The sequence below is a fragment of the Maritimibacter sp. genome (assembly GCF_016774595.1).
Lineage (GTDB): Bacteria > Pseudomonadota > Alphaproteobacteria > Rhodobacterales > Rhodobacteraceae > Maritimibacter > Maritimibacter alkaliphilus.
Genome location: NZ_JACBWT010000001.1, coordinates 1,461,910 through 1,486,025 on the forward strand (window position 1 = coordinate 1,461,910; position 24,116 = coordinate 1,486,025).

The 24,116-nt window shown below is 63.9% G+C and carries 24 protein-coding genes; 23 read left to right on the forward strand and 1 reads right to left on the reverse strand.

From position 1 onward, the window contains the following. Window positions 1-9: 9 nt before the first annotated feature. From HOY44_RS07415 to HOY44_RS07525, 23 genes are all read left to right on the forward strand, one after another. Window positions 10-666, forward strand: a complete 657-nt coding sequence (locus HOY44_RS07415) for a DUF1441 family protein (RefSeq protein WP_287433983.1) — start codon at window positions 10-12, stop codon at window positions 664-666. Further along, a complete protein-coding gene (locus HOY44_RS07420; protein WP_287433985.1) occupies window positions 666-2,798 on the forward strand; it encodes a terminase gpA endonuclease subunit in 2,133 nt (710 codons plus the stop codon). The genes HOY44_RS07415 and HOY44_RS07420 overlap by 1 nt, the downstream gene beginning before the upstream one ends. Before the next feature lie 12 nt (window positions 2,799-2,810). Beyond that, window positions 2,811-3,014, forward strand: a complete 204-nt coding sequence (locus HOY44_RS07425) for a phage head-tail joining protein (RefSeq protein WP_008333603.1) — start codon at window positions 2,811-2,813, stop codon at window positions 3,012-3,014. A gap of 38 nt (window positions 3,015-3,052) precedes the next feature. Then, a complete protein-coding gene (locus HOY44_RS07430; RefSeq protein WP_287433987.1) occupies window positions 3,053-4,483 on the forward strand; it encodes a phage portal protein in 1,431 nt (476 codons plus the stop codon). Between the two features lies 1 nt (window position 4,484). Then, entirely contained in the window at window positions 4,485-7,052 is a 2,568-nt protein-coding gene (locus HOY44_RS07435) for a S49 family peptidase (RefSeq protein WP_287433988.1), read from the forward strand. Between the two features lie 82 nt (window positions 7,053-7,134). Then, complete coding sequence (locus HOY44_RS07440) at window positions 7,135-7,467, forward strand: DUF2190 family protein (RefSeq protein WP_287433989.1); 333 nt, start codon at window positions 7,135-7,137, stop codon at window positions 7,465-7,467. After that, window positions 7,467-7,790 carry a head-tail joining protein gene (locus HOY44_RS07445; RefSeq protein ID WP_287433991.1) on the forward strand — a complete coding sequence of 108 codons (324 nt, stop codon included), beginning with the start codon at window positions 7,467-7,469 and terminating at the stop codon, window positions 7,788-7,790. Before HOY44_RS07440 ends, HOY44_RS07445 begins: the two co-directional genes overlap by 1 nt. Next, window positions 7,787-7,957, forward strand: coding sequence for a hypothetical protein (locus HOY44_RS07450; RefSeq protein ID WP_287433993.1), 171 nt, complete (start codon window positions 7,787-7,789; stop codon window positions 7,955-7,957). Before HOY44_RS07445 ends, HOY44_RS07450 begins: the two co-directional genes overlap by 4 nt. Further along, a complete protein-coding gene (locus HOY44_RS07455) occupies window positions 7,954-8,385 on the forward strand; it encodes a hypothetical protein (protein WP_287433994.1) in 432 nt (143 codons plus the stop codon). The genes HOY44_RS07450 and HOY44_RS07455 overlap by 4 nt, the downstream gene beginning before the upstream one ends. A gap of 27 nt (window positions 8,386-8,412) precedes the next feature. Beyond that, window positions 8,413-8,802 carry a hypothetical protein gene (locus tag HOY44_RS07460; RefSeq protein ID WP_287433995.1) on the forward strand — a complete coding sequence of 130 codons (390 nt, stop codon included), beginning with the start codon at window positions 8,413-8,415 and terminating at the stop codon, window positions 8,800-8,802. Beyond that, window positions 8,799-9,140, forward strand: a complete 342-nt coding sequence (locus HOY44_RS07465) for a hypothetical protein (protein WP_008333593.1) — start codon at window positions 8,799-8,801, stop codon at window positions 9,138-9,140. Before HOY44_RS07460 ends, HOY44_RS07465 begins: the two co-directional genes overlap by 4 nt. Beyond that, window positions 9,140-9,274, forward strand: coding sequence for a hypothetical protein (locus tag HOY44_RS07470; protein WP_008333591.1), 135 nt, complete (start codon window positions 9,140-9,142; stop codon window positions 9,272-9,274). The genes HOY44_RS07465 and HOY44_RS07470 overlap by 1 nt, the downstream gene beginning before the upstream one ends. A gap of 7 nt (window positions 9,275-9,281) precedes the next feature. Next, the gene (locus HOY44_RS07475) at window positions 9,282-11,339 is read left to right on the forward strand and encodes a hypothetical protein (protein ID WP_287433998.1); all 2,058 of its coding nucleotides are present in this window, start codon (window positions 9,282-9,284) and stop codon (window positions 11,337-11,339) included. A 29-nt stretch (window positions 11,340-11,368) separates the two neighbouring features. Continuing rightward, on the forward strand, window positions 11,369-11,707 hold the full coding sequence (locus HOY44_RS07480; protein ID WP_287434000.1) for a hypothetical protein: 339 nt from the start codon (window positions 11,369-11,371) through the stop codon (window positions 11,705-11,707). Continuing rightward, entirely contained in the window at window positions 11,707-12,165 is a 459-nt protein-coding gene (locus tag HOY44_RS07485; protein ID WP_008333585.1) for a DUF1833 family protein, read from the forward strand. Before HOY44_RS07480 ends, HOY44_RS07485 begins: the two co-directional genes overlap by 1 nt. Then, window positions 12,165-12,536 carry an NlpC/P60 family protein gene (locus HOY44_RS07490; protein ID WP_287434001.1) on the forward strand — a complete coding sequence of 124 codons (372 nt, stop codon included), beginning with the start codon at window positions 12,165-12,167 and terminating at the stop codon, window positions 12,534-12,536. The genes HOY44_RS07485 and HOY44_RS07490 overlap by 1 nt, the downstream gene beginning before the upstream one ends. Window positions 12,537-12,729: 193 nt before the next feature. After that, the gene (gpJ, locus tag HOY44_RS07495; protein ID WP_287434002.1) at window positions 12,730-16,152 is read left to right on the forward strand and encodes a TipJ family phage tail tip protein; all 3,423 of its coding nucleotides are present in this window, start codon (window positions 12,730-12,732) and stop codon (window positions 16,150-16,152) included. Between the two features lie 11 nt (window positions 16,153-16,163). Next, window positions 16,164-16,970, forward strand: coding sequence for a hypothetical protein (locus HOY44_RS07500; protein WP_008333575.1), 807 nt, complete (start codon window positions 16,164-16,166; stop codon window positions 16,968-16,970). Beyond that, the gene (locus tag HOY44_RS07505) at window positions 16,970-17,317 is read left to right on the forward strand and encodes a hypothetical protein (RefSeq protein ID WP_008333574.1); all 348 of its coding nucleotides are present in this window, start codon (window positions 16,970-16,972) and stop codon (window positions 17,315-17,317) included. Before HOY44_RS07500 ends, HOY44_RS07505 begins: the two co-directional genes overlap by 1 nt. Before the next feature lie 3 nt (window positions 17,318-17,320). Continuing rightward, entirely contained in the window at window positions 17,321-20,728 is a 3,408-nt protein-coding gene (locus tag HOY44_RS07510) for a hypothetical protein (RefSeq protein ID WP_287434004.1), read from the forward strand. Between the two features lie 28 nt (window positions 20,729-20,756). After that, window positions 20,757-21,701: a lysozyme gene (locus HOY44_RS07515; protein ID WP_287434006.1), complete on the forward strand. Its 945-nt coding sequence runs from the start codon at window positions 20,757-20,759 to the stop codon at window positions 21,699-21,701. Beyond that, window positions 21,698-21,985: a hypothetical protein gene (locus tag HOY44_RS07520; RefSeq protein WP_287434008.1), complete on the forward strand. Its 288-nt coding sequence runs from the start codon at window positions 21,698-21,700 to the stop codon at window positions 21,983-21,985. The genes HOY44_RS07515 and HOY44_RS07520 overlap by 4 nt, the downstream gene beginning before the upstream one ends. Window positions 21,986-22,152: 167 nt before the next feature. Continuing rightward, window positions 22,153-22,785, forward strand: coding sequence for a hypothetical protein (locus tag HOY44_RS07525; RefSeq protein WP_287434010.1), 633 nt, complete (start codon window positions 22,153-22,155; stop codon window positions 22,783-22,785). A 67-nt stretch (window positions 22,786-22,852) separates the two neighbouring features. Here the strand turns inward: HOY44_RS07525 and HOY44_RS07530 are convergent, their stop codons facing one another. Beyond that, window positions 22,853-23,941, reverse strand: coding sequence for a cache domain-containing protein (locus HOY44_RS07530; RefSeq protein WP_287434012.1), 1,089 nt, complete (start codon window positions 23,939-23,941; stop codon window positions 22,853-22,855). Between the last annotated feature and the right edge of the window lie 175 nt (window positions 23,942-24,116).

Consider the following 24,116-nt stretch of genomic DNA (forward strand, 5'->3'; position numbering starts at 1 on the left):
GAGGCAAGGATGACCGAGAAGGATCTGGCCGAGCTGCGGGCGAAGTTCCCGTTGCCGGACCACATCAAGGATACGCCGGTCAATCGCTACCAGCTCGCCCAGGCGATGGATGTGAGCGAACCGACCATCACGAAGTGGCTGCAAGATCTCGAGAATCCACTGCCGGTGCTCGAGGTGGGCGGGAACGGTCGCGAATACAAGTTTCGGCTCGCCGACTGCTACGCCTGGCGCATGGCGCGTAACGATGCCGAGCAGTTGGCAAAAGACGAGGCGAGCCGTTCTGCGGCCCAGCTGGCGCTTCTGTTTCGCAATGCAGATGACGGGACCGACCCCGAGTCCTTCCTGACGGCGCGGCAGGTGAAGGACGAGGCGGATGCCGACTATGCCCGAAACCGGGCTGCAGAGTTGCGCGGCGAGTTGGTGCGCGCCTCTCGTGTCGAAGAACTCTTCGAGCTGATGATCGACGAGTTCAAGAAATCGGCAACCACGCTCGCCGATTTCTGCGAGATGGAGTTCGGTCTCGATCCCGCTGAGGTCGAAAAGATCCAGCGCCGAGCCGACGAGGTCCTGATCCAGTCACGGGTCAAGTTCCAAGAACTGATCGACGGGCGGCGGGCCGGCGTCGTGGGCGCAATCGTCGGCGACCAGGGAGAGATGGGCGTCTGATGGTGCAAATGACCGATGCGGCGATCGGCAGCCTAGGCGCCTTCGCGCCACTGCCGCCACTCAGGACCCCGGAAGAAATCTTGTCCGACGCGCTGCCGATCATGGATCCACCGAGCCGGATCACGGTCACGGATGCGGCCGAGCGCTACATCCGGGTACAGGCGCAAGGGGCTTGGCAAAGCTACGACAGGAGCGTGACGCCCTACATGGTCGAGCCAAGCGACATCACGCAGTCGCGCCGGTTCAAGACGGTCGTGTTCGTCGGCCCGTCGCAGTCCGGCAAGACGATGATGTTGCAGACCACGGCTCTGCATGCGCCGATCTGCGATCCCAACCCGATCCTGATCGTGCACATGTCGAAGAGCGACCGCGACAAGTGGGTTGAGGAGAAGCTGAACCCGCTGATCCAGAACAGCCCGGTGATCAGGGACCGGCTGGGGCGTGCCCGTGACGACGACACATTCAGCCGGAAGCGTTTCCGGGGTATGCGGCTCACAATCGGATACCCAACGCCGACGATGCTTTCGGGCGGGACCTACAAGATGGTCCTCTTCACCGACTATGATCACCATCCGGCCGTGCTCGGCGGCAAGGACAATCCCGAAGGAACACCTTACCGGATGGGGCTGCAGCGGGTGAAATCCTACCTGAGCCGGGGCCTCGTCCTGGTCGAGAGCAGCCCTGCCTATCAGGTGATAGACCCGAGCTGGCGACCATCGCCAACGGCGCCGCACGAGATGCCGCCCGTCGGTGGCGGGATCGTGCCGCTCTACAATCAGGGCACGCGGGCCCGTTGGCACTGGGAATGTCCCGATTGCGCTGGCGAGTTCGAGCCTCGGTTTGATCGACTGCACTATGACGATGCACTGGATCCCGGCGACGCCGGCGACCACGCCGAGATGGAATGCCCTCATTGCGGGAGCCTGATCGCGCATCGTCACAAGATGACCTTGAACCGTGCTGCACTCGCGGGGCGCGGCGGCTGGCGCCATGAGGGACCGGACGGCACGGTGGTCGCGCTTGGCGACACCGGGATCCGCAAGACGGACGTCGTGAGCTACGCGCTCAATGGCGCGGCCGCGACCTTTGCCAGCTGGCGTGATCTGGTCGCCAACTACGAGGAAGCTCGGCGGCGGGCCGAGCAGCTGGACGATCATACCGACCTGGCGACGGTCCATTACACGGAGATCGGTGTTCCGTTCTGCCCGAGGCAGGGCGACACCGAAGAGATCGGCGTCGCCTTCCTGCGCGACGAGGGTCACGACCTTGCGCGCGGGATCGCCCCGGCGTGGACACGGTTCATCACCGTCTCGATCGACGTGCAGGGCACATATTTCGCGGTTCAGGTCACCGCCTGGGGTGACGGGTTTTGCGCCCAAGTGGTGGACCGCTTCGACATCACCCAACCGCCGGCGGATGCGCCGAATGCGGAGCGTGACGAAGATGGAAACGGCCGAACGCTCGACCCCGGCAAATACATCGAGGACTGGGCGGTGCTCGACGCGCTCAGCACGCGGGTCTGGCCGGTCGACGGCGCCCATTACGGCCTGCGCGCCGCTGGGCTCAACGTGGACTTTCAGGGGCAGCCCGGGGTCTCCGACAATGCCGAGGCCTTCTGGAAGGCCCGCAAGAAAGAGGGCTACGGCCGGCGCTGGTTCGTGACGAGGGGCAATGGTGGCAAGCAGGCCTCGCGTCTCTGGCTGGCGACCCCCGAGCGCAAGTCTGGGGGAGGCAAGGGTCGCTCGATCAAGATCCTGAACTTCGCGACCGACCGGGTGAAAGAGTCGGTGTTCGCGATGCTGAGCCGCGGGAGTTCGGCCGCCGGCGGGCTGATCATCCCTCGCTGGATGACCGACGACAGGATCGAAGAGTTCGTGTCTGAGTTCCGGAACGCGAAGAACGTCTGGGAAAAGAAACCGGGCGTCGTCCGCAACGAAGGTTTCGACCTCTCGGTCATGGCGCGAGTCGTCGCCGAGCAGCTGGGCCTGAAGAAGATCAACTTCGACACGCCGCCCGACTGGGCGATCGGTGGCGAGCAGAACCGTCACGCCGTCCCGGCTGAGGCAACCGAACCGGGCACCGCCGAACCGCATGCGCTGCCGACGCGGCGCGTGCCGCGCCGACTATTCTGACAGGGAGCCTTCATGGCCGACTATACCGAAACAGACCTCGCCGCCATTCGGTCGGCGATCTCGAAGGGTGCGCGCAGCGTCCAGATGAACGGCGAGCGCGTCGAGTTCCGCAGTCTGTCCGAGATGCAGCGCATCGAACGCAAGATCATGGAGGACCTTGGCCTCTCCGCCACGACACGGATTCAGGTGCCGACAACGAAGAGTGGCTGGCGATGAGCAGGAAAGCCCCGGCAAAACCGCCCCTCGCGAGCCGCGTGAACGACATCATCGCTGCCTTCGCGCCCCGTCTCGCCTTCCAACGAGAGATGGCCCTATCGCAGCGCCGTGCCCTGACCTCGATGTCCGGACACTATGACGGGGCCGGCCGCACAACGCGCGCCTCGGATTTCCGGTTCAACCGGACCGACGCCATCGAAGCAGGGCGCGCCGACCGCTCGCGCCTGAGCTGGATGTCCCGCGACATGCTCCGCAATAATCCTCGCGCCGTGCGGGGCCGGCGTCAGCTGATCAACCACGTAGTCGGCGCAGGCATCTTGCCGTCTGTCCATACTGAAGACGACGATACGGCGGCGCGCGACGAGGTCGACCGGCTCATCCGAAGACACTGCCTGACCCGCAACTGGGATGTCGATGGCCGCCTTACGATGCTGGGCCAGCAGGCGCTCGGGTTTGGTACGATCGTCACGGATGGTGAGGTTCTGTTTCGTCGCCGTTTCCGCCGGACATCGGACGGCTTTCCGCTGAACTTTCAGGTGCAGGTCCTGGAAGCCGATTTCCTGAACGAGCAGATCGACGGAAAGCTCGCGAACGGGAACACGGCCATCCTAGGCATTGAGTTCGACGCGATCGGTCGCCGCGTGGCATACCATATCTTCGCGGAGCATCCCGGCAGCCGCTGGGGGGCCATGCCGCCCACGAAACGAATCCTCGCAGAGAACATCATCCATGCGTTCGATCCCTTGCGGCCGGGGCAGCAGCGCGGTGTGAGTTGGTTCGCTCCGGTGGTGACGCTCCTGCACGAGCTTCAGAAGTACCAGGACGGACAGGTGAAGCGACAGGAAGTCGCGGCCATGTTCGCCGCCATCTGGAAGACTTCGGAGACACCGACCGACCTTGGCGAGCTGGCGCCCGGTTCGGTTCTGAACATCGGCGACGAGGATGAGATCGACTTCACAGATCCGCCGACCGTCGAAGGTTACGAGCCGTTCATGCGCGTGACCGAACGCACGATCGCCTCGGCGCTGGGGCTCACCTATGACCAGTTCACCGGGGACACGAGCCAGTCCAACTACACCTCGCATCGGGCGGGGCGGATGGCGACGGACCCGAACATCCGGGACTGGCAGCAGAACCTGATGATCGCGCAAGTCTGTGACCGGTTCGCGGCTTGGATCGAAGAGGCCGTGCAAGATGTCGCCGACCTGGATCCGGACAGTTACGAGATCCGCTGGACCCCGCCGGCTCGCCCGGTGGTGGATCCGTCGAAGGATGCGAATGCCGACAAGGCAGAGATCGAGGCGGGCCTGGCGAGCCGCCGCAGCAAGCTGCGCGAGCGGGGCAAGGATCCCCTGAAGGTCGAGGCCGAGATCGCCGAAGAACGCGCTGCCGCCAAGGCTGCGAGCGTCGGCTACAGCACAGACAAACACGACCCTGCACCCGCTGCCACTGACACGAAAGGAACCTGACATGGCCCCGACCGCACAGATCGCCGCGAAGGTGTTCAACACTCCGCTCATGATCGACCCAGAGAAAGCTGCCGTGATCATTCAGGCTCTTGGCCCCCGGTTCCTCGGGATGGGCGACGTCGCTCTCGACTTGCACGGTGTTCAGCCGTCCGCCGACCGCTGGGAGGCGCGTCCGGAGGCCGCCTCGATGATCGGGGGAAGCCTCTATCGCGGGGTCAAGAAACACGCGGCCTATCTCAACGTGCAGGGGGTTGCGGTCATTCCGGTGACGGGCACGCTCGTTCGGCGTGGGTCTTTCGTCGGCGAAAGCTCGGGCATGACCAGCTACGAAGGGCTGAGTGCGCAGATCCGCGCGGCGGCCGAAGACGAGACCGTCCGCGCGATCGCCATGGAAATCGACAGTTTCGGAGGTGAAGCGGCTGGCATCTTCGAACTGATGGCCGACATTCGCGCGGCCCGGGAGAAAAAGCCGGTCTACGCCTTCCTCGCGGAATACGCGCTGTCGGCCGGCTATGCGCTCGCATCACAAGCGGATCGCGTGACGATCCCGCCGTTCGGGAAGGCTGGGTCGATTGGCGTGGTGGTGATCCATGCCGACTATCAGACGCAGCTCGAAAATGCCGGTGTGAACGTGACGCTGATCCATTCGGGCAAGCATAAAGTCGACGGCAACCCGTACCAGCATCTCAAAGGCGAAGTGCGCGATCGGATCCAGCAGGAGAACGACGCGATGTGGCTCGCATTCGCTGAAGCGGTCGAGCAAGGCCGTCGCGGCAAGATCACCGCGCAAGGCGCGATGAAGCTCGAGGCCGGCGTCTTCACCGGGCTGGATGCCGTGAGGTACGGGCTGGCGGACGAGGTGATCGAGGCGCGCGCTGCATTCGAGGCGTTGGTCGAAGAGCTCAACCCGCCGGCCAAACCCGGTGCGGTGAGCGCGGGACCTGCCGCCGCGGCCGCGATGGCGGCGGGGCGTGTCGCAACGGGTGTCTCTCTCGTTGCCAGTTCCATCACCGACGTCGCGGCCCTCACGACCTGGATCGAGGAGCACATCGACGACCTGGGCGGGCCCGTGACGCTTCAGGGCGAAACCATTCAGCTGCAGGACCTCGAAACGGTCCTCGCCGAAGATTGCAGCCCCGGCTGCGAAACCGGGGCGGAGGCCCCTTCATCCAAGGAGACTGACATGACGAAAGATGTCACCAAGCCGGACGCTGAAGAGCAGAAGGCAAAGACCGCGACGGCGCCCGTGCCGTCCGCTGAAGAGGCCGTACAAGCGGAACGCGAACGTGCCTCGAAGATCACCGCGAAGGTCGCTCAGGCGGGGCTCCCGTCGAGCTTCGGACAGAAACTGATCTCGGACGGTGTGAGCCTTGAGGCCGCATACGACAAGATCCTCGACGAGAAAGCGGCCAAAGCTCAGGATGGCGGCGACATCAATGGTGTCACGCCGACGGCCAAGGTGACGGGCGACGTCGTCGACCGGACCACGGAAGGCATCACCAAGGCGCTCTACGCCCGTGTTGGGCTCGATGGTGGCGAGCGCAACGAGTTCACCGGGATGCAGCTGCGTGAGATGGCCCGGGCCTCGCTCACGGCACGCGGCATCAGTGTTCAGGGCGGTGCAATGGCACTTGCCGGTGCGGCCTTCTCGCCCGCGGGTGCGTCGGGCGGCATGCACTCCACGAGCGACTTCGGCAACATCCTCGCCGATGTCGCCAACAAGTCGATGTTGAAGGGGTTCGAAGAGACCGAGGAGACCTTCGAACAGTTCACCTCGACCGGGACGCTGGGCGACTTCAAGCCGACCAAGCGCGTCGGCCTCGATGCCTTCCCGTCGCTGACCGAGGTGCCGGAAGGTGCCGAGTTCAAGCATGGCACGATCGGCGATCACGGTGAGAGCGTCGTGCTCGCGACCTACGGCCGCCTCTTCGCCCTCACCCGCCAGACCATCATCAACGACGATCTCGACGCCTTCAGCCGGATTCCGATGAAGATGGGCCGCGCGGCACGCCGCACCGTCGGCGATCTGGTCTTTGCGATCTTGACCGGCAACCCGGACATGTCGGATGGCACCGCCCTCTTCCATGCTGACCATGCGAACCTTGCTGGGTCGGCAGGTCTGCCCGGCGAGGCCACGATCAATGCGGGCATCACCGCAATGGCCACCCAGAAGGACCGGGGAGGCAACGCGACCGCGCTGAACATCCCGGCGGCCTTCCTGATCGCCGGGCCCAACAATCGCTCGGCGGTGCTGCAGGCGCTCAACAGCGAGTATGCGCCGGATGACACCGACAAGGTTGGCACCGCGAAGATGCCGCGCGCCTACAACACGGTGCGCGACGCGGCCAAGCCGATCTTCGATGCCCGGATCTCTGGCGACGCATGGTTCCTCGCCGCCGATCCGAGCCGGTTCGACACGATCGAGGTCAGCTACCTCGACGGCATCGCGCTGCCCTTCCTCGATCAGCAGGACGGTTGGACGGTCGATGGCACCGAGTTCAAGGTGCGCCTCGACGCGGCCGCCAAGGCCCTCGCCTGGGAGGGTCTTTACAAGAACGCCGGCTCCTAAGGCGTCCGAGACCTTTCCAACCTGAGGGCGGCTCAAGTGGTCGCCCTCAATCGTTTTCGACTTCGATCAAAGGATCATAACAATGCAGAACTTCGTTCAGAACGGCGCCGTGGTGGAAGTGCCCGCGCCCTATGCTGTCAGCTCGGGAGGCGGTGCCCTCGTCGGCTCGATCTTCGGGATCGCGCAGGCCGATGCCGAGAGTGGCGCAACCGTCGCCCTGATGCGCTCGGGTGTATTCACCCATGCCAAGACCTCGGCTCAGGCCTGGACCGTCGGCGCCAAGCTCTATTGGGATGACACCAACAAGGTGTTCACCACCTCGGCCTCGGGCAACACGTTGGTCGGTGTCGCGATGGCTGTGGCGGCGAACCCGTCGGCTACGGGGACGGTGCTGCTCGACGGCGCCGCTCGGTAGTGTCGATCTTCGCCGGCATGTCGGGCGTGCTGAACGGAGTGTTCGGCGCGTCCGTCACGATCACACCGGACGGCGAGGCTGCGCGCGCGATCCAGGCGGTGTTCCGGGAAAACCCTGTGACGGTTCCGGATGGCGACGGCCGGGAGATCGTCACGGTCCTGCCCGTCTTGAGTGTACCACGCGACGTCGAGGCTTCGCTTGCGAGCGGCACTGTCGTCGAGCCCGGCAACGGCCGCACGTACCAGGTGGTCAATGGCCTGCCGTCCGGCTCGCCTGCCGATGACGGCTTCACCATCTATGAACTCGAGGAAATCGACCCATGAAGAAATACCCGATGATTGCGCTCATGACCCTGTCTGCAACAGCGACACGGGGCAAAGTTGAGCGCGGCGCCGCGTTCGAGGCGACCGAACAGGAGCGCCGCGATCTGATCCAGTTCGGCCGCGCTGAAGATCAGCCGGACAAAGCCAAGGCGAAGTCCGAGACGTGACGCATCCCCGCAAGGCATACCGCGACGCGGTCCGGACCGCCCTCTCGGCCCATGCCGACCTGTCCGGCGTTGCAGCCTGCCGGGCATGGGCCTTACCCAAAAACGACGAAGACCTGCCTGCATTCACCGTGGTCACGCGCGACGAACGGGTCGAGATGGACACAGGGGACAACGCGAGTCGCAATGTCGAGCTCGCCGTTGTTCTGAAATGTGCAGGGGGCGACGAAATCGAGGACACGCTCGACGGCTATTCCGAGACGATCGAGGCGGTCGTGATCGACGTCCTTGACAGCTGGCCGACCGAGCTACCGTTCTACCAGGTCACGCGGGTGCTGACCCAAGTCGAAGGCGGCTCCAAGAAGCGGATCGGCACTCTCGAAATCCATTTTGCCATCACCCGCTACGCGGACGAAGGCGCTCAATCCTGACATCATCGCCATCCAAGGAGAACCGATATGGCACGACACACCGGCAAGAACGGCACGGTGAAAGTCGACGGCACCGACATTGCAGGTCTGGTTTCGTTCGACATCACGGAAGAAATCGGCGTCGAGGACATCACCGCCGCAGGCGACACTTGGGAGGATCACGACACGACCCTCAAGAAGTGGTCAGGATCGATCACGATGCGCCTTGACCATTCGGCCGACGGCCAGGACCTGCGCGCTGGCGACGAGATTGCCTTCCAAGGCTACACCGAGGGGGACGCAACCGGGAAAACCTATCTTTCCGGAACGGCTACGGTGATCAGCCATGGCGTGAACCACGAATATAAATCGCCGGTCGAGCGCACCTATTCGATCACCGGCAAGGGCGCGCTTTCGGTCGCGACGGTGTCGGCATGAGTGACATTCTCCAGACGATCTCGCAACGCCATGCCGATCAGACAGCAACGGAGATTGACGTTCCGGAATGGAACACGAAGCTCTATTTTACGCCGCTCACGGCCGCGGAGCGTGCGTCGATCCGGAAAGGAATCGATGCCGAGGATGACGGCGAAATGATGATCGCAAGCATCATCCGGAAAGCCTGCGACAAGGATGGCAAGCGTGTGTTCGAGGACACCGCAGAGACGCGCGCAATTCTGTCCGGCAAAGCCGAGTTTTCGGTGATCCGGCGCATCATCGAGGCGGCCGACAGTGCTCGAGCCAAGATGACGTCCGACGACGTAAAAAACGTCTGATGGGCGACCCGGCCGCGCAGAGCATTCTCGCGGTCGCGGTCGCCCTAGGCAAATACCCGCACGAGGTCGCAGCGGAAATGTCGGAAGAACAGATCGCCGTGACCGCAACATATCTCACGCTCAAGGGCAATTGACCTCGCCGTGCTTCAAGATCTGAAATTCTCAGTCCGAGCCGACAATAAAACCGGCCCGGCCATGAAGGGTGTGTCGAACTACCTGAAGGGTGTCGAGACCCAGTTGACGCGCATCAATACTGCCGCCGCCAAAAGTGCCACAATCAACAACTACGGACGCAGCTTGGTATATTCTGGTTCTGCGACCGCCCGGCTCGGCAAGAGCGCCGGTGGTGCTGCTGGGTCTATGCGCATGCTGACTCAGCAGCTAAGCCAAGTCGGGCAGCAGGCAATGGCTGGCGGCGACTTTGTCAGAGCGTTGGCTATTCAATTGCCGGATATGGGTCTGGCTTTTGGCGCCGCAGGGACCGCGATTGGTCTTGTTGCAGGTATCGCACTTCCATTCCTCATCGAGGCTTTATCCGGAAGCGAGGGAGAGGCAAACGATCTAGAGAATGCGCTGAAGTCCGTCGAAGGGATCGTCTCGAGGCTGAACGATCCGCTGGACATCTTGTCGATGTCGGCGGGGGATCTGGCAGAAAAGTACGGCGAAGCGGCTGACAAGGTTCGGGCATATGCGAAGGTTCAGGCCGAAATCGCGACGGCAGAGGCAACGGCGGGCATCGAAGCCCTGACCCTTGCGGTCGGCGACTCTATCCGGATGTTTGAAACCTCTTCTACGGGTGGCCGAGAACTGCGAAACACCCTTCTCCGGATCACTGATCAGTTCGGTCTGGCTGGTGCAGAAGCCCGGAAGTTCGAAGGCCTTTTGTCGGCCTGGCGAAACGCGGACGGCGCGCGCGCGCAAGAAGATGCCTTTGCCAATGTGCTGCAGTACATGCGGCAAATGAACATCACGGCCAGCGACCTTCCGCCAGAAATGCGTTCGGTCGTCAGCGAGATGATCAAGCTCATGCGCAATTCGGAGGAAGCTCGGGCTGTCATGGACGCCCTATCCGATGCTGCCAGCGGTGTCGCGCCCGCCCTGAAGCCGTCCGTCGCCGTCGCCTCTTCGCTCGCCGACCAGCTCGGCAGAGCCTTTTCGGCTGCTCAAGCGCTCGCAAATCAGCAGGTCAACGACCTGCTGATTCAGAAGATCAAGCTTGATACCGTCGGGCAACCGATTGATCAGGCCGGCGCTCTGGCTGGCGCTCGATTCGACGCGCGCGTTCCCTCGGGCATCGACATCGGCTTGCAGAATGCGATGGGTATTCGGGGCCAACGCAGCCAATACATTAACAACGCGCGCCAGCTGGCCGTGATGTCGGCCGCCGAGAAAGCTGCGCTCGCAGCTCTTCGCGATACCGACGGCAGCCGCGGTAGTAGCGGTGGCGCTGGGGACGAGGCCGACAAACTCACTCGTTCACTCGACACGCTGCTCGGGCAACTCGATCCCGTTTACAAGGGAATGCAACAATACCGTGAAGCTACTGACCTCCTGACTCAGAGCCTGAACGCCGGAAAAATCACACAAGACGAGTTCAACACCTATCTGCAGAAGGCTCAGGACCAGTTCCTGAAGAGCGGAGAGGAGCTCAAAAACTATACTCAGGAAGTCGGGGATTTTCTGGGAGATTTCGGTGTCCTCGTCATGGACAACGTCGACAACCTGGACGACCTGAAGGCTGCGGTGAACGACTTTGTCCGCTCTGCGATGCGCGACCTTCTTAAGCTCGCCATCTCGAAGGGCTTCCAGGCGTTGATGAGTCTCGCCTTCGGCGGCACTGGCGGCTCTCTGATCGGTGGTCTTTTCGGTGGCGTGGCCGCAGGGGGTGGTGGCGGCCTCCTTTCTTTTGCGGGTGGTGGTCACACGGGCGCAGGTCCCAGATCTGGCGGTGTCGATGGATTGGGCGGGTTTCCTGCCATCCTCCACCCCAACGAAACAGTCGTTGATCACACCAAGTCCGGCGGCGCGACTGTTCAAATCCACATCGGGGCCGAGGTGCCCAGAGGCACCGTTCAGCAGGATCAGGATCGCATCGACATTCAGCTTGGTCCCCTGATTGCCCAATTCATCGAGTCGGGCGCGTTGGATCGCGCGAACCGAAACAGGTACGGTCTCGTGCCGCGCGGGCGGGGCGCCTGATCGTGACTATTCCATCATGGCCTTCGGACTTGCCGTTCATCGATCAACTCAGAGGCCTTTCTCTGAACGGCCCGGACGGCAACAGGCGCACGTTCGTGTCGGATAGCGGCAACACGAAAGTGCGGGCGGTGACCACGGCCGCCGAACGCATGGTGTCCGGCCGCACCCGCCCATTGACCGCAGCTGAGTTCGAGAACTTTGAGAATTTCTGGAACTACGACCTCTCACAAGGCACTTTGTCGTTTGCTGCTCCGCACCCCATGACGGGGACGGTGACCGTGTTCAGATCCGATGGGTCCCCCTATCAGCCGATGCCGGTCGGGGGTGGCAAGATCCGAGTCGGCCTGTCGCTTGTGGTGCTGCCCTGATGCCCTGGCTCGACGCGATCAACGACGCTGAGACCGCCGAGGTCGTCCTGACTCTCGTCACGCTCGATCATGCCGATTGGGCTGCGCCTGTGCGGCTGGTGAACGACGTTGCGGACTTTGAGCATGACGGCGAGACCTACACCGCCGCCGGGTTTCAGGTGGCGATGCCGGACCAGGCCGAGGATCGCAACGCGGCGATGCGTTGGACCCTGAACGACGTCGATCACGATGTCGCGGTGCTGCTCAGAACGACCAACGACGTGATCGACATCGAGGTCAGCTACGTGCTCGCGTCGGATCCCGACACAGTGCAGGCGGGGCCGTTCGAGGCAGAGATCCGGCAGGCCGACCTGCGCTATGGATCAGTGTCCGGTGCGCTTGTGGTCTATCCGGTCATGGAAGAGGTCGCGAACGCGTCGTTCCGGTTCTCGACCGGCGACTTTCCAGGGCTGATCTGATGCACTGGTCCGAGCGGTGGCTTGGCAAACCCTATGCCGTGCTCGGCCGGGGGCCGGACGCGTTCGATTGCCTCGGCCTGTTCATGGCTGTGCAGAACGCCGAGTTCGGCCTCTCGCTCGATTATGGCCTCGTCCCCAAGGGACCGGAAGAAGAGAGCGTTCGCGCACGGCACGCAAGCGGGTGGCAGCGGGTGGATGTCGCGACAGAAGGATGTGCCGTCCTCATGCAGCGGGGTCGGGGATGGCACATCGGCGTTGCAATCGACGCCAGTCGTATGTTGCACGCCGCGCGCCCAGCCTCGGTGATTGAATCATTCCTCGGCCCGAAGTGGGGTCGGCGGCTAGAAGGTGTTTACGCGTATGTCCATTGATGTGCTGGTCCGCGCTCATCCCTTGGCGGGTGCGGCCAAACGTCAATCTGTGCCAGCCGGTCTGACGATCTGCGGTATCCTGTCGTGTGTGACGAAGCTTCGCCACGCACAGGTCATATTGCTGAGGGATGGCCACGCTTGGAATGTCAAAAGTGAACACTTCGAGAGGGTTCGACCGACGCCAGGCACGACCGTGATCGTCCAGCCTCATGTGGGCGATCCGGTGACAGCCTTCGGCTTTGGTGTGACGCTTCTGACAAACCTGGGCGTGTCGGCCGCGGTTGCGCCGATTATCGTCGCTGGTGCTGCGATCGCAGTGTCGGTTGTCGGCCTGCTTGTGACCCGGTCGTTCCTGTCTGCCGACGCGGATCCGAGCAGAAACGCCGACCGCGAGAACCCGACGATCCGGGGCCTGCAGAACATTTATCCGTCGATGGGCACGCCGGTGCCGATGGTCCTGGGCCGTCACCGTATGGCGGCGGTCAAGACGGCGACGGGGTATACCGAGCTTGACGATCAGACGGTCTACCGGGTCGAGCGCATGACGTTCGGTGTTGGTCCGGTGCTGATCGACGACCTGAAGATCGGCACGACCGAGATCGCCAAGTTCAAGGACGTGCAGCTGCAGTTCCGCAACGTCGACCGGACCGAGACGCTGGCACGTATCCCGGCGCTGGCGAACATGGATGTCGACTGGCTCGACGACGACGATCCGATGACGCTTTACTCGCGGGACATCTTCGAGGATCCCGAAAGCGCGAAGCTCGATCACAACGTCCGAGTGACGCGCACGACGCCCGCGAACACCACGGCCGCGACCGTCCGTTTCTATTTCGCGGGCCTGGTCGGGATCGACGACGACAATGCCAAACAGCCGCGCTATCGGCAGATCGGGATCTACTACCGACCCGCGTCGGGCGGCGATTGGGTCACGGTGTCGGAGCACTGGTACAAGGGCGAGACGACCTCGGTTCTGAGGTTCGGCAAATACATCAATTTTCCCGAGCCGGGTGAATGGGACGTGTCGGTCATTCGGCTGTCCGAGGATGACGACGACGTCCGGGTGCAGGACGACAGCTATCTCGAGGCCCTGCAGTCGCGCCAGCCTGGCACCCTGCCCTCACCGTCGGGCGTGGCCGAGGTCACGCTCAGGATCAAGGCGACCGATCAGATCAACGGCGCGCTCGATCCTTTGAACGCGATCGTCTGGCAGATGGCGCCGTTCTGGAACGGGTCGGCCTTTACCGCTCCCACACCGATCCGGCATCCCGCCGACATCTTCGTGCACCTTCTGCGCTCGGATATTCGGCGGCGTCCGGTGGCCGACGCCAAGATCGACCTCGACGGCATTCGCGCCTGGCGCCTTGCCTGGCCCGACTGGCGCTGCGACATGGTCGTGACCAGCGACATCCAGCTGGGCGACCTGTGCCGTCAGGTGCTTGCCACCGGTCTCGCCATGCCGATCCACAAGGCAGGCAAATGGGGCGTGCTCACCGACCGCTCGGCCGAGCCCGCGGTGCAGATCTTTAGCCCGCGCAACACGGCCGACATGCAGGCGACCTGGACACCCTCGCCCGAGGTGCACGGGCTTCGGATGATGTTCACCTCGGAAAAGGCGGGGTGGGATACTGACGAGATCATCGTTTACGGCAACGGCTATTCGGCGGGGAACGCGACGATCGTCGAGACCATCGAGTTCCCCGGCCTCGCGCTGGGTCGCTACGAAAGCATCGAGCGGATCGCGCGGCTGGGGTATTACCACCTTGCGCAGCTGAAACTGCGCACCACGCAGGTCAGTTTCACGACCGAGCTCGATCACCTGGTCTGCACGCGCGGCGACCCGGTGATCTTCACGACGCCGGTCCTGCGCAACCAGGTCGGCATGGGTCGGGTGTCGGCCGTCACGTTCAGTGGCGACGACATCGCCACGCTCACGCTCGACGACACTCTGCCGGGCGTGCCGGACGGCTACGAGGCGCATGTGGTCCTGCGCGGCTCGGCCGGGGCGTTGCAATACGTCACCGCCATCAAGGCGGGCCGGGGCTTCACCGTCACGGCGGGCAGCGGCGTCGCGATGAATGGTGGCGCCTTCGATGCGAACCTTGTCGCGCGTGGCGACCTCGCGACGGTCTACGAGGCCGAGACCGAGCCTGCGAAGTGGCTGGTCAAGGACATCGCGCCGGACTTCGGTGAACGAGCCCGGATCACGCTGGCCGAGGCAACCGAGGTGCCGCTTGGCGATCTGAACCGCCCGCTGCCGACCTACGACCCGCGCGTGCTGTCGATCAACGAGGCACGCGGCATCACCGGCGGATTCGAGTATGCGAATGGTGTCCTGTCGGTCGTCGTGCGCTGGCAGGCGCTGGACTACGGTCAGGAAACCATGTGGCGCGTGACGCTGGAGAACGGCGCTGGCGCCGCGGTCGGGACGTCGACGGGCGCCGACCGGATCGCCAAGTTCCCGGTGCAGGCGGTCGTCGCCGACACCTTCACCGCCGAGATCTCGGCGCGGCTGCCGAACGGCACTTGGGGGCCGATCAAGTCGGTCGGGATCTCGACCGCGTCGTTCTTCGCGCCGCCCGCCACCGTTGCCGGGTTCGCGGTGCAGGTCGCCGCCGGGCAAATCCACCTCAACTGGCGCTCGGGCGAGACCAACGTCGAGTATTACCAGGTGCGCTACACGCCCGCGACCACCGGGGCGACCTGGGCGAGCGCGGTGCCTGTGGTCCCGGTGCTGCGCGCCACGCGCACCAGCGTACCGGCCCGCAATGGCACCTATCTGGTCAAGGCGGTCACGGCCACGGGGCAGGAAAGCGCGACGGCAAGTTCGGTCGTCGTCACTTCGGCCGCGAGTCTGCCGAACGCGATCGAGACCCTGGCGCTCGCCCCGGATTTCGACGGCGACCTCGACCCCGGCCTCGCGGTCGTGTCGGGCGACCTGATCTTCGCGGCCGACAACGACATCCTCGCCCTCGATGACATCCTGCTCGAGGACAACATCCTCACCTCCTACCGGACCGCGAACACAGGGATATACACCGCCTACGACGTGATCGACCTCGGTGCGGTCGACACCGCGCAGATCTCGGCCGAGATCGAGGCGCTCGCCTATTACGACGATTTCGACATCCTCCTGATCGACGACATCACCCAGACGCCCGACCTTCTCGGCGCGGCCGATGGGGAATGGAGCCTGACCGCCCAGGTCTCGACCACCGATGACGATCCGACGGTATCGCCGACCTGGTCGGACTGGTCCAACATCGTCGTCGGGGATTACCGGGCGCGGGCGTTCCGGTTCCGGCTGGTGTTCGAGTCGCTGGATCCCCAGGTGCTCGTCGCCGTGTCGGAGTGCGATTTCATCGTCGACATGCCGGATCGTGTCGAGAAGGGCGCAAATGTCAGCGCGCCCTCGGGCGGGGTCACGGTGACCTTTCAGACGCCGTTCCGTGCGGTGCCCTCGATCGTCGTCGACGGTCAGGGCCTGCCGACCGGGGCGCGCTCGATCCGCTCGGCCGTCACGGCATCGAGCTTTCACCAGAAATTCGTCGACAGCGGCGGGTCGGACATCTCGGCGACGTTCGACTGGCAGGCGATCGGCTACGGGCAACAATAGGAGCGCACAAGGTGTCACAATACACAGGCAACACGACGGCGGTCTCGCCCCTGTCGGGCGTGGCGGCGCAGGCCGACATTCTCGGCCTGGTCAACCACCTGATGTCGCAGGGCGAGGGCGGCACCCGGCCCGCGAACATCCAGACCGGCGGCATCTGGACGAAAGACGTCGGATCGGGCGTCTACGTTCCGAAGTTCTGGGACGGGGCGTCGGACCGCGCACTGGTGCCCGAAGATCGCAGCGCGATCCGGTTCGATGTGGGGGGCACCGCGAATGCGATCACGCTGACCTCGGCGCTCGACCTCGCCAGCTTCCCGGAAGGATACCGGGGCTATTTCATCCCGACGGCCGCGAACACCGGCGCGACGACCTTCGCGATCGACGGCGGATCGGCCACGGCGGTCAAGACGGTCACCGGCGCCGCGCTTCCGTCCGGGTACATCCGCAGCGGCAAACTGACCGAGTTCTGGACCGACGGCACTGACATCTTCGTGCACCGCCTGCCGGAATATTCAACCTCGGCCACAGGGGATCTTTGGCGGTTCGAGAACAACCTGCAGATCTGTTGGGCCACCTATTCCAGCGCCGATGCGAACACCTCAATCGGAAACGGATACTGGTCGGGTGGCCTGTCCAAGAACCTGCCGGCCGCCTTCGTTGGCAACCACGTCGGCTGGGCCGAAAACCGGAGTACGGCGACCGCCTGGGCCAATGGCCGCGTCGTCAATGCGTCGACGCAATGGGGGTTCGGCGTGCATTCGTGGACGTCGCGCACCGGCGACGCGATCTATCTTGGCGCGATGGGGGAGTGGTACTGATGCGCATCGACCTGTTTCCGCAGCTGCGGTACGACGACCTGACCATCGAGGTATCGGGCGAGACCATCATCCTGAACGGGACGGCGATCGACCTGTCGGACATTCCGACCGGCGGGACGATGCCGCTCTACGCCCGCGACGAGACCGGCGATTTCCTGTTCGGTCCCAACGGCGACGTCACCATCCTGATCGACTGCCCGTGGATCTGCGGCGACATCCACCGCGACGCGACGGGCGAGCTGATCGTGCCCGTCACCCTGCCGCACCTCGCCGAGGCGTCGGAGGCGCGCCGTTTCCCCGAGCCCATCACTGTCGCCACGGACGGCCCCGTCGCCCTGCCGGAGTAAAACATGACCATTTCGACCGCCACGATTTCCGGCACGCTGGTGCTGCCGGACGATACCGCTTTGACAACCATCGACCGGATCGAGTTCACACTCACGGGGTTCGAGACCGAGGATGCGACGATCGTGCATGAGCCGGTGTCGGCCGACGTCGACGGCAGCGGCGATTTCTCGATCGACTTGTGGCCGAACGAGCTTGGCGGGCGCTCGACCCAATACGAGGTCCATGTCGTCGTCTCGATGAACAGCGGCCAGTACGAGCGCCGGATCTCGCTGGGTAACATCTCGGTGCCCGCAGCGACGACCTATGACCTCGACGACCTGCTCGGCGTGGTCGCGTCGCAGCTGCCGGCGACGAATGCCGGCGCGGCCGCATCGGCCCTGCTCGCAAAGCAATGGGCCAACGAGGACGAGGATACGGTCGTCGCCGATGGCGAATACTCGGCCAAGCACTATGCGGCAAAGGCCGGGGCCAGCGCGACGGCGGCGGCAGGATCGGCCACAACGGCGTCCGGCGCCGCGACCACGGCCACGGGCGCGGCGTCGACCGCCACCACCAAGGCGGGCGAGGCGTCGGACGATGCCGATGCAGCGGCGGCCTCTGCCGCGAGCGCGGCGACCTCGGCGGGCACGGCTACGACGAAAGCAGGCGAGGCCTCGGACGACGCCGACGCGGCGGCGGCTTCCGCTGCAACGGCCTCCACGGCCGCCGGCACGGCCACCACGAAGGCCGGCGAGGCTTCGGACGATGCCGATGCGGCGGCGTCGTCTGCGGCGAGTGCTGCGACCTCGGCGGGCCTGGCGCTTGCCACCACCGGCCTTGCGGATTTCGACACCGTCGCGGCCCTGATCGCTGACGACACGATCCTCGGCTATTCCGGCGACGAAAAGACGCTCGACGTCGCTTCGGGCGACATCATCACGGCCAGCGACTATCGTTACCAGGTCGCCACCTCGGCCGCGTCGGACTACCACGTCATCACCGCAGGTGCGGTCAAACTCTACGCCCTCCCGAACGGCCGGGGCGAGGTCTACACCTCGCAACTGGGTTGGACCGAGGATGCGGACGTCACCACGGCCCTGACCCGCATTCTCGATCACTGGCCGACCGGCGCCTCCATCCTGCGCCAGAACGGCGATTACTGGATCCAGGGCAGCGGCTATACGATCCCCACGGGCATGAAGGCCTGGCTGGCGGACAATTACGAAACCATCGGCCACGGCGAGGAAGCGACGCGCGGGCTGTTGATGATGGACGCCTGCGACGAGAGCGCGACGGCGAACAGCCTGACCCGAGATCTCGGGACACGCTTCACGACACCTTCCGGGTTTCTGGTCGGCGGCCTGCGCCTCGATCATAACGTCGACGTGGACGAGACCGCGCTGATCGCAGGCGGCAACGCGGGCGAGGTGTTCCACTGCAACGATAACGCGGTCGGGATCACCGTCGACAAGGTTCGGTTCGACTTCGAGGGTGGCACTGGGATCCAGATAACGAAAAGCCCGCACTGGAAGTTCATCAACTGCTACGCCGGACCGCAAAAGTACCTGCTAAACGTCGTCGGCGAGGCACACTTCGGTCGCTACATCGGCAACCGGGGCCAGATGGGGATCACCGCCCTGAACGTCAGCGGCACGGCCCCGTCCGCTTTCGGAGACTATATCAAGACGACGCCCAACACCACGCTCGGCATCGGTCCCCGCTATTGTGTCGTGCAGGACAACGAATTCATCAACGACAAGCGCGACGGCCCGGATGGCACCGGGGGCTTCCACGGTTGGACGTTCGAGCGCAACTATTTCCGCGTCCTGATCGCTGCGGTCGACATCAAGCTGGCCTATAACGTCGCAGGCGATTTTGCCGCGCGCGAGCGCCAGTATTCGCAGATCAAGATCGTCAACAACATCTTCGATGGCTGTGGCATCGTCGTCACCTCGACATGGAAAGAGCCTGATACCGGTATCGCCTTCGACGCCGACCTCCAGATCCGGGGCATCTTCGCCTGGGGCAATACGTTCCGACCGACCCCGGGCAAGGCGGGACCGGGCTACCATTTCAAGTCCTACCGCAACCTCTTCGTGTCGCGCGGGGATAACTTCCCGTCATTCGAGGGGCGCAGCGCGGGGGATTGGGACGCGTCGACGGGCGCGTTCCCGTCAGGGTCCGTCCAGTACCGCTATTACACGGTCACGACAGGCGGCACCGTGGACGGTGAGACCTTCTCGACCGGCGAGATCGTCTATGCCCTCAAGGATGATGCGGCCACTGATACCTACGAGGGCGAGTGGTACAACACCGGCGAAACTTTCGCTCGCCTGCCCGCGATGGTGCCGGCGAAGTTCACGACCGACGGCGTCGGCACGCATATGAACGACCAGGGGGCTTGGGACGCATCCGGCGTCACGTTCCCGTCGAGCGGCTCGATCGGAGACTTTTGGACGTGCTCGGTCGCGGGGACGGTCGACGGGATCAACTTCAACGTCGGCGACTACCTGGTCCCGCTGGTCGACAGCCCGTCGACCACGGATTACGAGGGTGAATGGGAGCGCCGCCTCGGCAATGAGGGGCCGAGCGAGCACATCGTGTTTGAGAGCCTGACGCTCGACAACCGGGGCGGCGGCGCATTCCAGATCGACAACGTCAGTAAGGTCCGCGTCGATTTCGCGGACCTTCACACCAACGGCGAGGGTTCGATCACCGTCACGGCCGAGGATGTCGAGCTGACCGGGCATATCCGGTCGGAGGCCCGGCCGACCAGCGGCGTCGCCGATGTGTTCCTGTTGAACGATTGCCGGAACGTGTTCATCGACGTGGATCTCGAGCACCAGCTCGGCGCGAGCAAAGGGGGCGCTCTGGTCAAGGTCAGCGGCGACGCCCATGAGGTCTGGATCGACGGTCGCGTGCGCGGAACCTACGAGCTCATCGACGTCGGCGGCACCAATTCCGTCACGAACCTCTACCTCGGAAAGCGGTCAAGCCTTCTGGTCGAACGTCTGAGCGCCAATGTCATCTCGAAAGGGGCGAGCGCGACGATCAACGGCGCGTGGAAAGGCCGTGTCTACAATCCCGACGGCTCCGGCTGGTGGAACAATGAGCCCGAGCTGCACGATCTGACGCGGCTCATGGACGGCCACGGCCCGGAGCTGACGATCCAGGGTGGGTCGGTCACCGCGGGCTACGGTTTCCACCGCCTCGACACGCAGGCCGATGCGTCGAGCGACGACCTGGACACGATCGAGGACGGCGCAATCGGCGACGAGCTGATGGTCGCGATCGCCGACAACGCGCGCGCCGTCATCCTGAAGGACGGCACAGGCAACCTCGCCCTGACGAGCGGCGACGTGACGCTCAGTTCGACAACGGCGCAGGTGACGCTGCGCAAGCATCCCGACGGCGACTGGCATCAGGTCTAGCCGGCACCTCTCGCACAAGGAGAAACCCATGAAACAGACCCCGACCTGGCTGCGGCTGCTCTTGCACGCCGACTCAATGATTTTCGCGATCCTCGCCGGGGTCGCGCTGCTCGCGATCACCTTCGTTGCGGTGGGGAACCTGAACCCCGTGCCTCTGTCCTGGGGGATCCTCGTGTTCATCGTACTGGCCCTTGCACTGCGCGGCCGAGATCAGGGCATTGCCGCGCGTCGCGGCGATCAAGGTCGGTGGATCCGCACGCTGGTCAAGTACGCGCTCGCGATCGGGGTCACCGCCGCCGCCACGCTCTACGGATCGCGCGCCGAGGCCATGAGCGAGGCCCCGGCGCCCGCCAAGGTCACGCAGGCCGCGCTGTTGAGTCCGAACGTGACCGAGGCCAAGACGTTCGCCTATTGCCGCCTGAAGATCGTGGAGTACGAGGGGGTGCGCCTCGAGGCATACATGCCGACGCCGGACGATCGACCGACCATCGGCGTCGGCGCGACCCACATTGACGGCAAGCCCGTCACGATGGGGATGGTGATCACGATGGAACAGGCGATGGATCTCCTCGACGAGCACATGCGGCTCTACCGAACCTTCTACATGAAAGCGTTGACCGAAGAGTCGCGGCGCACCCGGCTCAATACGCCGCGCGACTGCGCCTTCACCAGCTGGACGCTGAACATCGGGGGCGGTGCCGCCCAGCGGTCGACGGCCATCAAGCGGCTGAATGCCGGGTGGATCGAGGGCGCCTGTGACGCGATGACCTGGTTCCACAAGCAGGCTGGGCGCCCGCTACCCGGACTTCAGATCCGGCGGGGCAAGGAATGGGTCGACTGCATGGCGGGGGTCTCTGTCGCGAACCAGGTGGGATTGAGGAAACGCGAGGAGCCCATCGTCGCGTGGTGGAATGCCTCAGCTGCGGTCGCACGCGGGGATCTACTGATCTTCCCTGTCGAGTTGCGGTGGTGACCCGCCTGCCGCTCATCCTCGGCGCTCTTGCGGCCGCTCTGGCGGCAGGGTGGCTGATCTACCACCTGACGACCCGGAATGCCGCTCTGCGCGCGGATCTGCGCGGGGCCCAGGCGACGATCGAGAATTACCGTGAAGCGGCGCGGGTCGCTAACGATCAGCTGCGCGCCGAGCAGGCACGAAACGCCGCGCTCGAGGCGCGGATCGACGAGTTCGCGGAACTGGAAGGGGCCGACGATGCGCTATCCGATTATGGCCGCGCTGTTCTTGACAGCGTGCGGTGAAACCACGGTTGCCCGCCATCCGGTCCCCCCGACCCTGCTCGAACCTGTGATCGTACGCTGCGCCGCAGGCACGACGGTACGCGCGCTCGGCGAGTGTGCGCTCCGCCTGCGTGCGGGGTTGGACACGGCCAACGACAAAATTGGAGCGATCAAGGGGCTGGTGACGCATGACGGATGAGAACGGTAACCCAATGCCGCGTAAGGCATGGATGAAAGACGAGGCGATCAAGTTCGCCTTCAGGCAATTCCTGACGATTGTCATCACGGGTTTCGTGGCTCTGACCGCCGCTCTCGTCTGGGAGCCTGCGCGCGACTGGCTGGTCGGCATGGGGACTATGCCGCGTGAAATCCAGAAGCAGGGCGAACGGATCGAGGCGGTCGAGACGACGGTGCGCCGACTGACGCAGCCGCGCAAGGTGTTCGAGGTGTCCAGGGTAAGCACGCGGCCGGTGGCTGGCTTCTGTGAAGAGGGCGAGCCCTGCCGCATCAAGCTCCGAATCCGCCGCCTCGAGCCTGCGAAGGAATGCCAGATTGTGCCAGGCTCAGTCGAATGGGGATTCGTGAACCCGCGGTCGGAGATCTTCGCCCATGCCGAGCGCGTCGACCCGCCGGCCGGGCGCAACATTGGACTGACCTGGGAGGACACCTTCGTCACGGTGATCACACCGACCGGGCTGCAACCGGACGCGAATTTCACGTTCATCGCGAGATACACGCACTGCCCTGGCTGGATCGAGGGTGAGCCACCGCTCGAGTATCAAAACGAGCCGATTCCGTTTGCGATCAAGCAGTTGGAGTGACCAATCAAGGGCAAAAAACCCGCGCGGACTAACCGCGCGGGTTCACGTTGACAACCGTGTCGGGGCTTCAAGTACCTTTGGCCTTGAACTCGAGCGAGGCTATCGTCGTTTGTATGCGAGCCAAGGCTCCAGACAGCATGATCGCTTCATGGGAACTGTCATCCTCGGTGGGGTAAGTCGGAACGCCACGAGCGATATTGTCGGCGGTGTCGACCAGAGCGGAAATCGGCCTGAGGAAATGCGCCGCGAAAAGATAGGCGACCGCCGCGATTATCACGAACGCACCGCCCAAGATGAACACCAGGGAGTTCCAAGCCGTACCCATAATGCTCTGTTCCGGCATAGACGGCAGGCGTACGATCAAGCTCCAACCAAATTCAGGCACGTCGCCTTGCACGAAGTTGGGCATCAAAGCGCCGACGAATGCGCTATCTGAACCAACATTATGGGACGTCCGGCTTGAACCTAGCAAGGCAAGACGTCTCAATTCTTGCACCATCGGATCATCCTCGAAGCCAGCATAGTCGGCCAACGCGTCGCCGCGTCGGTCAAGAATGCCGAACTCAACTTCCATGGCGTCTGCGCTGGCTGCGATGTGGTTCGTGATCCAATCAAATCGCATCGTGTAGACAGCAACACCGACTACATCGCCCGCGTCATTGAGCATCGGCCGCGACATGTTAAAGCGTTGGCCTATCCCGTCTTTGTCATTTTGGGGGGTATAGACGTTTCCGATGCGAACTCCGTGAAGTCCGCTCAGGAACCATTGCCGGGACGAGACGTCTTCGCCCTCCCGCAGCCCATCGCTGCCGGCAACGACAACACCGTCCAATCCAACAACGCCTGCCCAAAGAATACCCTTTGAAGCTCTATTGGCTGCATCCGAGACTTGGCGGGCGGACGACGGGTTCTTCACATCGACCAGAACTCCAAAACTTCCAAGGCTTTCCCATTCACGTGCAATAAGGGACGAAACAGACACTTGTAGCGACGCCGCAGCGTGCAGAGCGGCTTTCGATTGCGCTTGGTACTCGAGGGTCTCGAGACGATTCTTCGTGGGCATCGCAAGACCGATCGCGATCAAGAAGAAAGCAACAGCTGCACTACCTAGAAGCGCATGGAAGATACGCGGGTGCGACGATCTGTGACTGCCCATGCTAACCTCCGCTCGAGCCAGTGTGTGTTTCTTGATCTTTTGCCAAAGATTGGGGCAATTGTTTGGCCACTACCGCAAAAAATAACCGGCGAGTACATTTTCCCACGGAGACCGTCAACTCGATTGCCAATTTGAGAGACGTTCATCACCAACTACGTCGCGGTGTCTCGGACGC

Excerpts from the sequence above, each read along its gene's own strand:
- HOY44_RS07415 (WP_287433983.1), top strand. The coding sequence starts at position 10 with ATGACCGAGAAGGATCTGGCCGAGCTGCGGGCGAAGTTCCCGTTGCCG.
- HOY44_RS07420 (WP_287433985.1), top strand. The coding sequence starts at position 666 with ATGGTGCAAATGACCGATGCGGCGATCGGCAGCCTAGGCGCCTTCGCG.
- HOY44_RS07425 (WP_008333603.1), top strand. The coding sequence starts at position 2,811 with ATGGCCGACTATACCGAAACAGACCTCGCCGCCATTCGGTCGGCGATC.
- HOY44_RS07435 (WP_287433988.1), top strand. The coding sequence starts at position 4,485 with ATGGCCCCGACCGCACAGATCGCCGCGAAGGTGTTCAACACTCCGCTC.
- HOY44_RS07440 (WP_287433989.1), top strand. The coding sequence starts at position 7,135 with ATGCAGAACTTCGTTCAGAACGGCGCCGTGGTGGAAGTGCCCGCGCCC.
- HOY44_RS07450 (WP_287433993.1), top strand. The coding sequence starts at position 7,787 with ATGAAGAAATACCCGATGATTGCGCTCATGACCCTGTCTGCAACAGCG.
- HOY44_RS07460 (WP_287433995.1), top strand. The coding sequence starts at position 8,413 with ATGGCACGACACACCGGCAAGAACGGCACGGTGAAAGTCGACGGCACC.
- HOY44_RS07465 (WP_008333593.1), top strand. The coding sequence starts at position 8,799 with ATGAGTGACATTCTCCAGACGATCTCGCAACGCCATGCCGATCAGACA.
- HOY44_RS07470 (WP_008333591.1), top strand. The coding sequence starts at position 9,140 with ATGGGCGACCCGGCCGCGCAGAGCATTCTCGCGGTCGCGGTCGCCCTA.
- HOY44_RS07485 (WP_008333585.1), top strand. The coding sequence starts at position 11,707 with ATGCCCTGGCTCGACGCGATCAACGACGCTGAGACCGCCGAGGTCGTC.
- HOY44_RS07490 (WP_287434001.1), top strand. The coding sequence starts at position 12,165 with ATGCACTGGTCCGAGCGGTGGCTTGGCAAACCCTATGCCGTGCTCGGC.
- HOY44_RS07505 (WP_008333574.1), top strand. The coding sequence starts at position 16,970 with ATGCGCATCGACCTGTTTCCGCAGCTGCGGTACGACGACCTGACCATC.
- HOY44_RS07510 (WP_287434004.1), top strand. The coding sequence starts at position 17,321 with ATGACCATTTCGACCGCCACGATTTCCGGCACGCTGGTGCTGCCGGAC.
- HOY44_RS07515 (WP_287434006.1), top strand. The coding sequence starts at position 20,757 with ATGAAACAGACCCCGACCTGGCTGCGGCTGCTCTTGCACGCCGACTCA.
- HOY44_RS07525 (WP_287434010.1), top strand. The coding sequence starts at position 22,153 with ATGACGGATGAGAACGGTAACCCAATGCCGCGTAAGGCATGGATGAAA.
- HOY44_RS07530 (WP_287434012.1), bottom strand. The coding sequence starts at position 23,941 with ATGGGCAGTCACAGATCGTCGCACCCGCGTATCTTCCATGCGCTTCTA.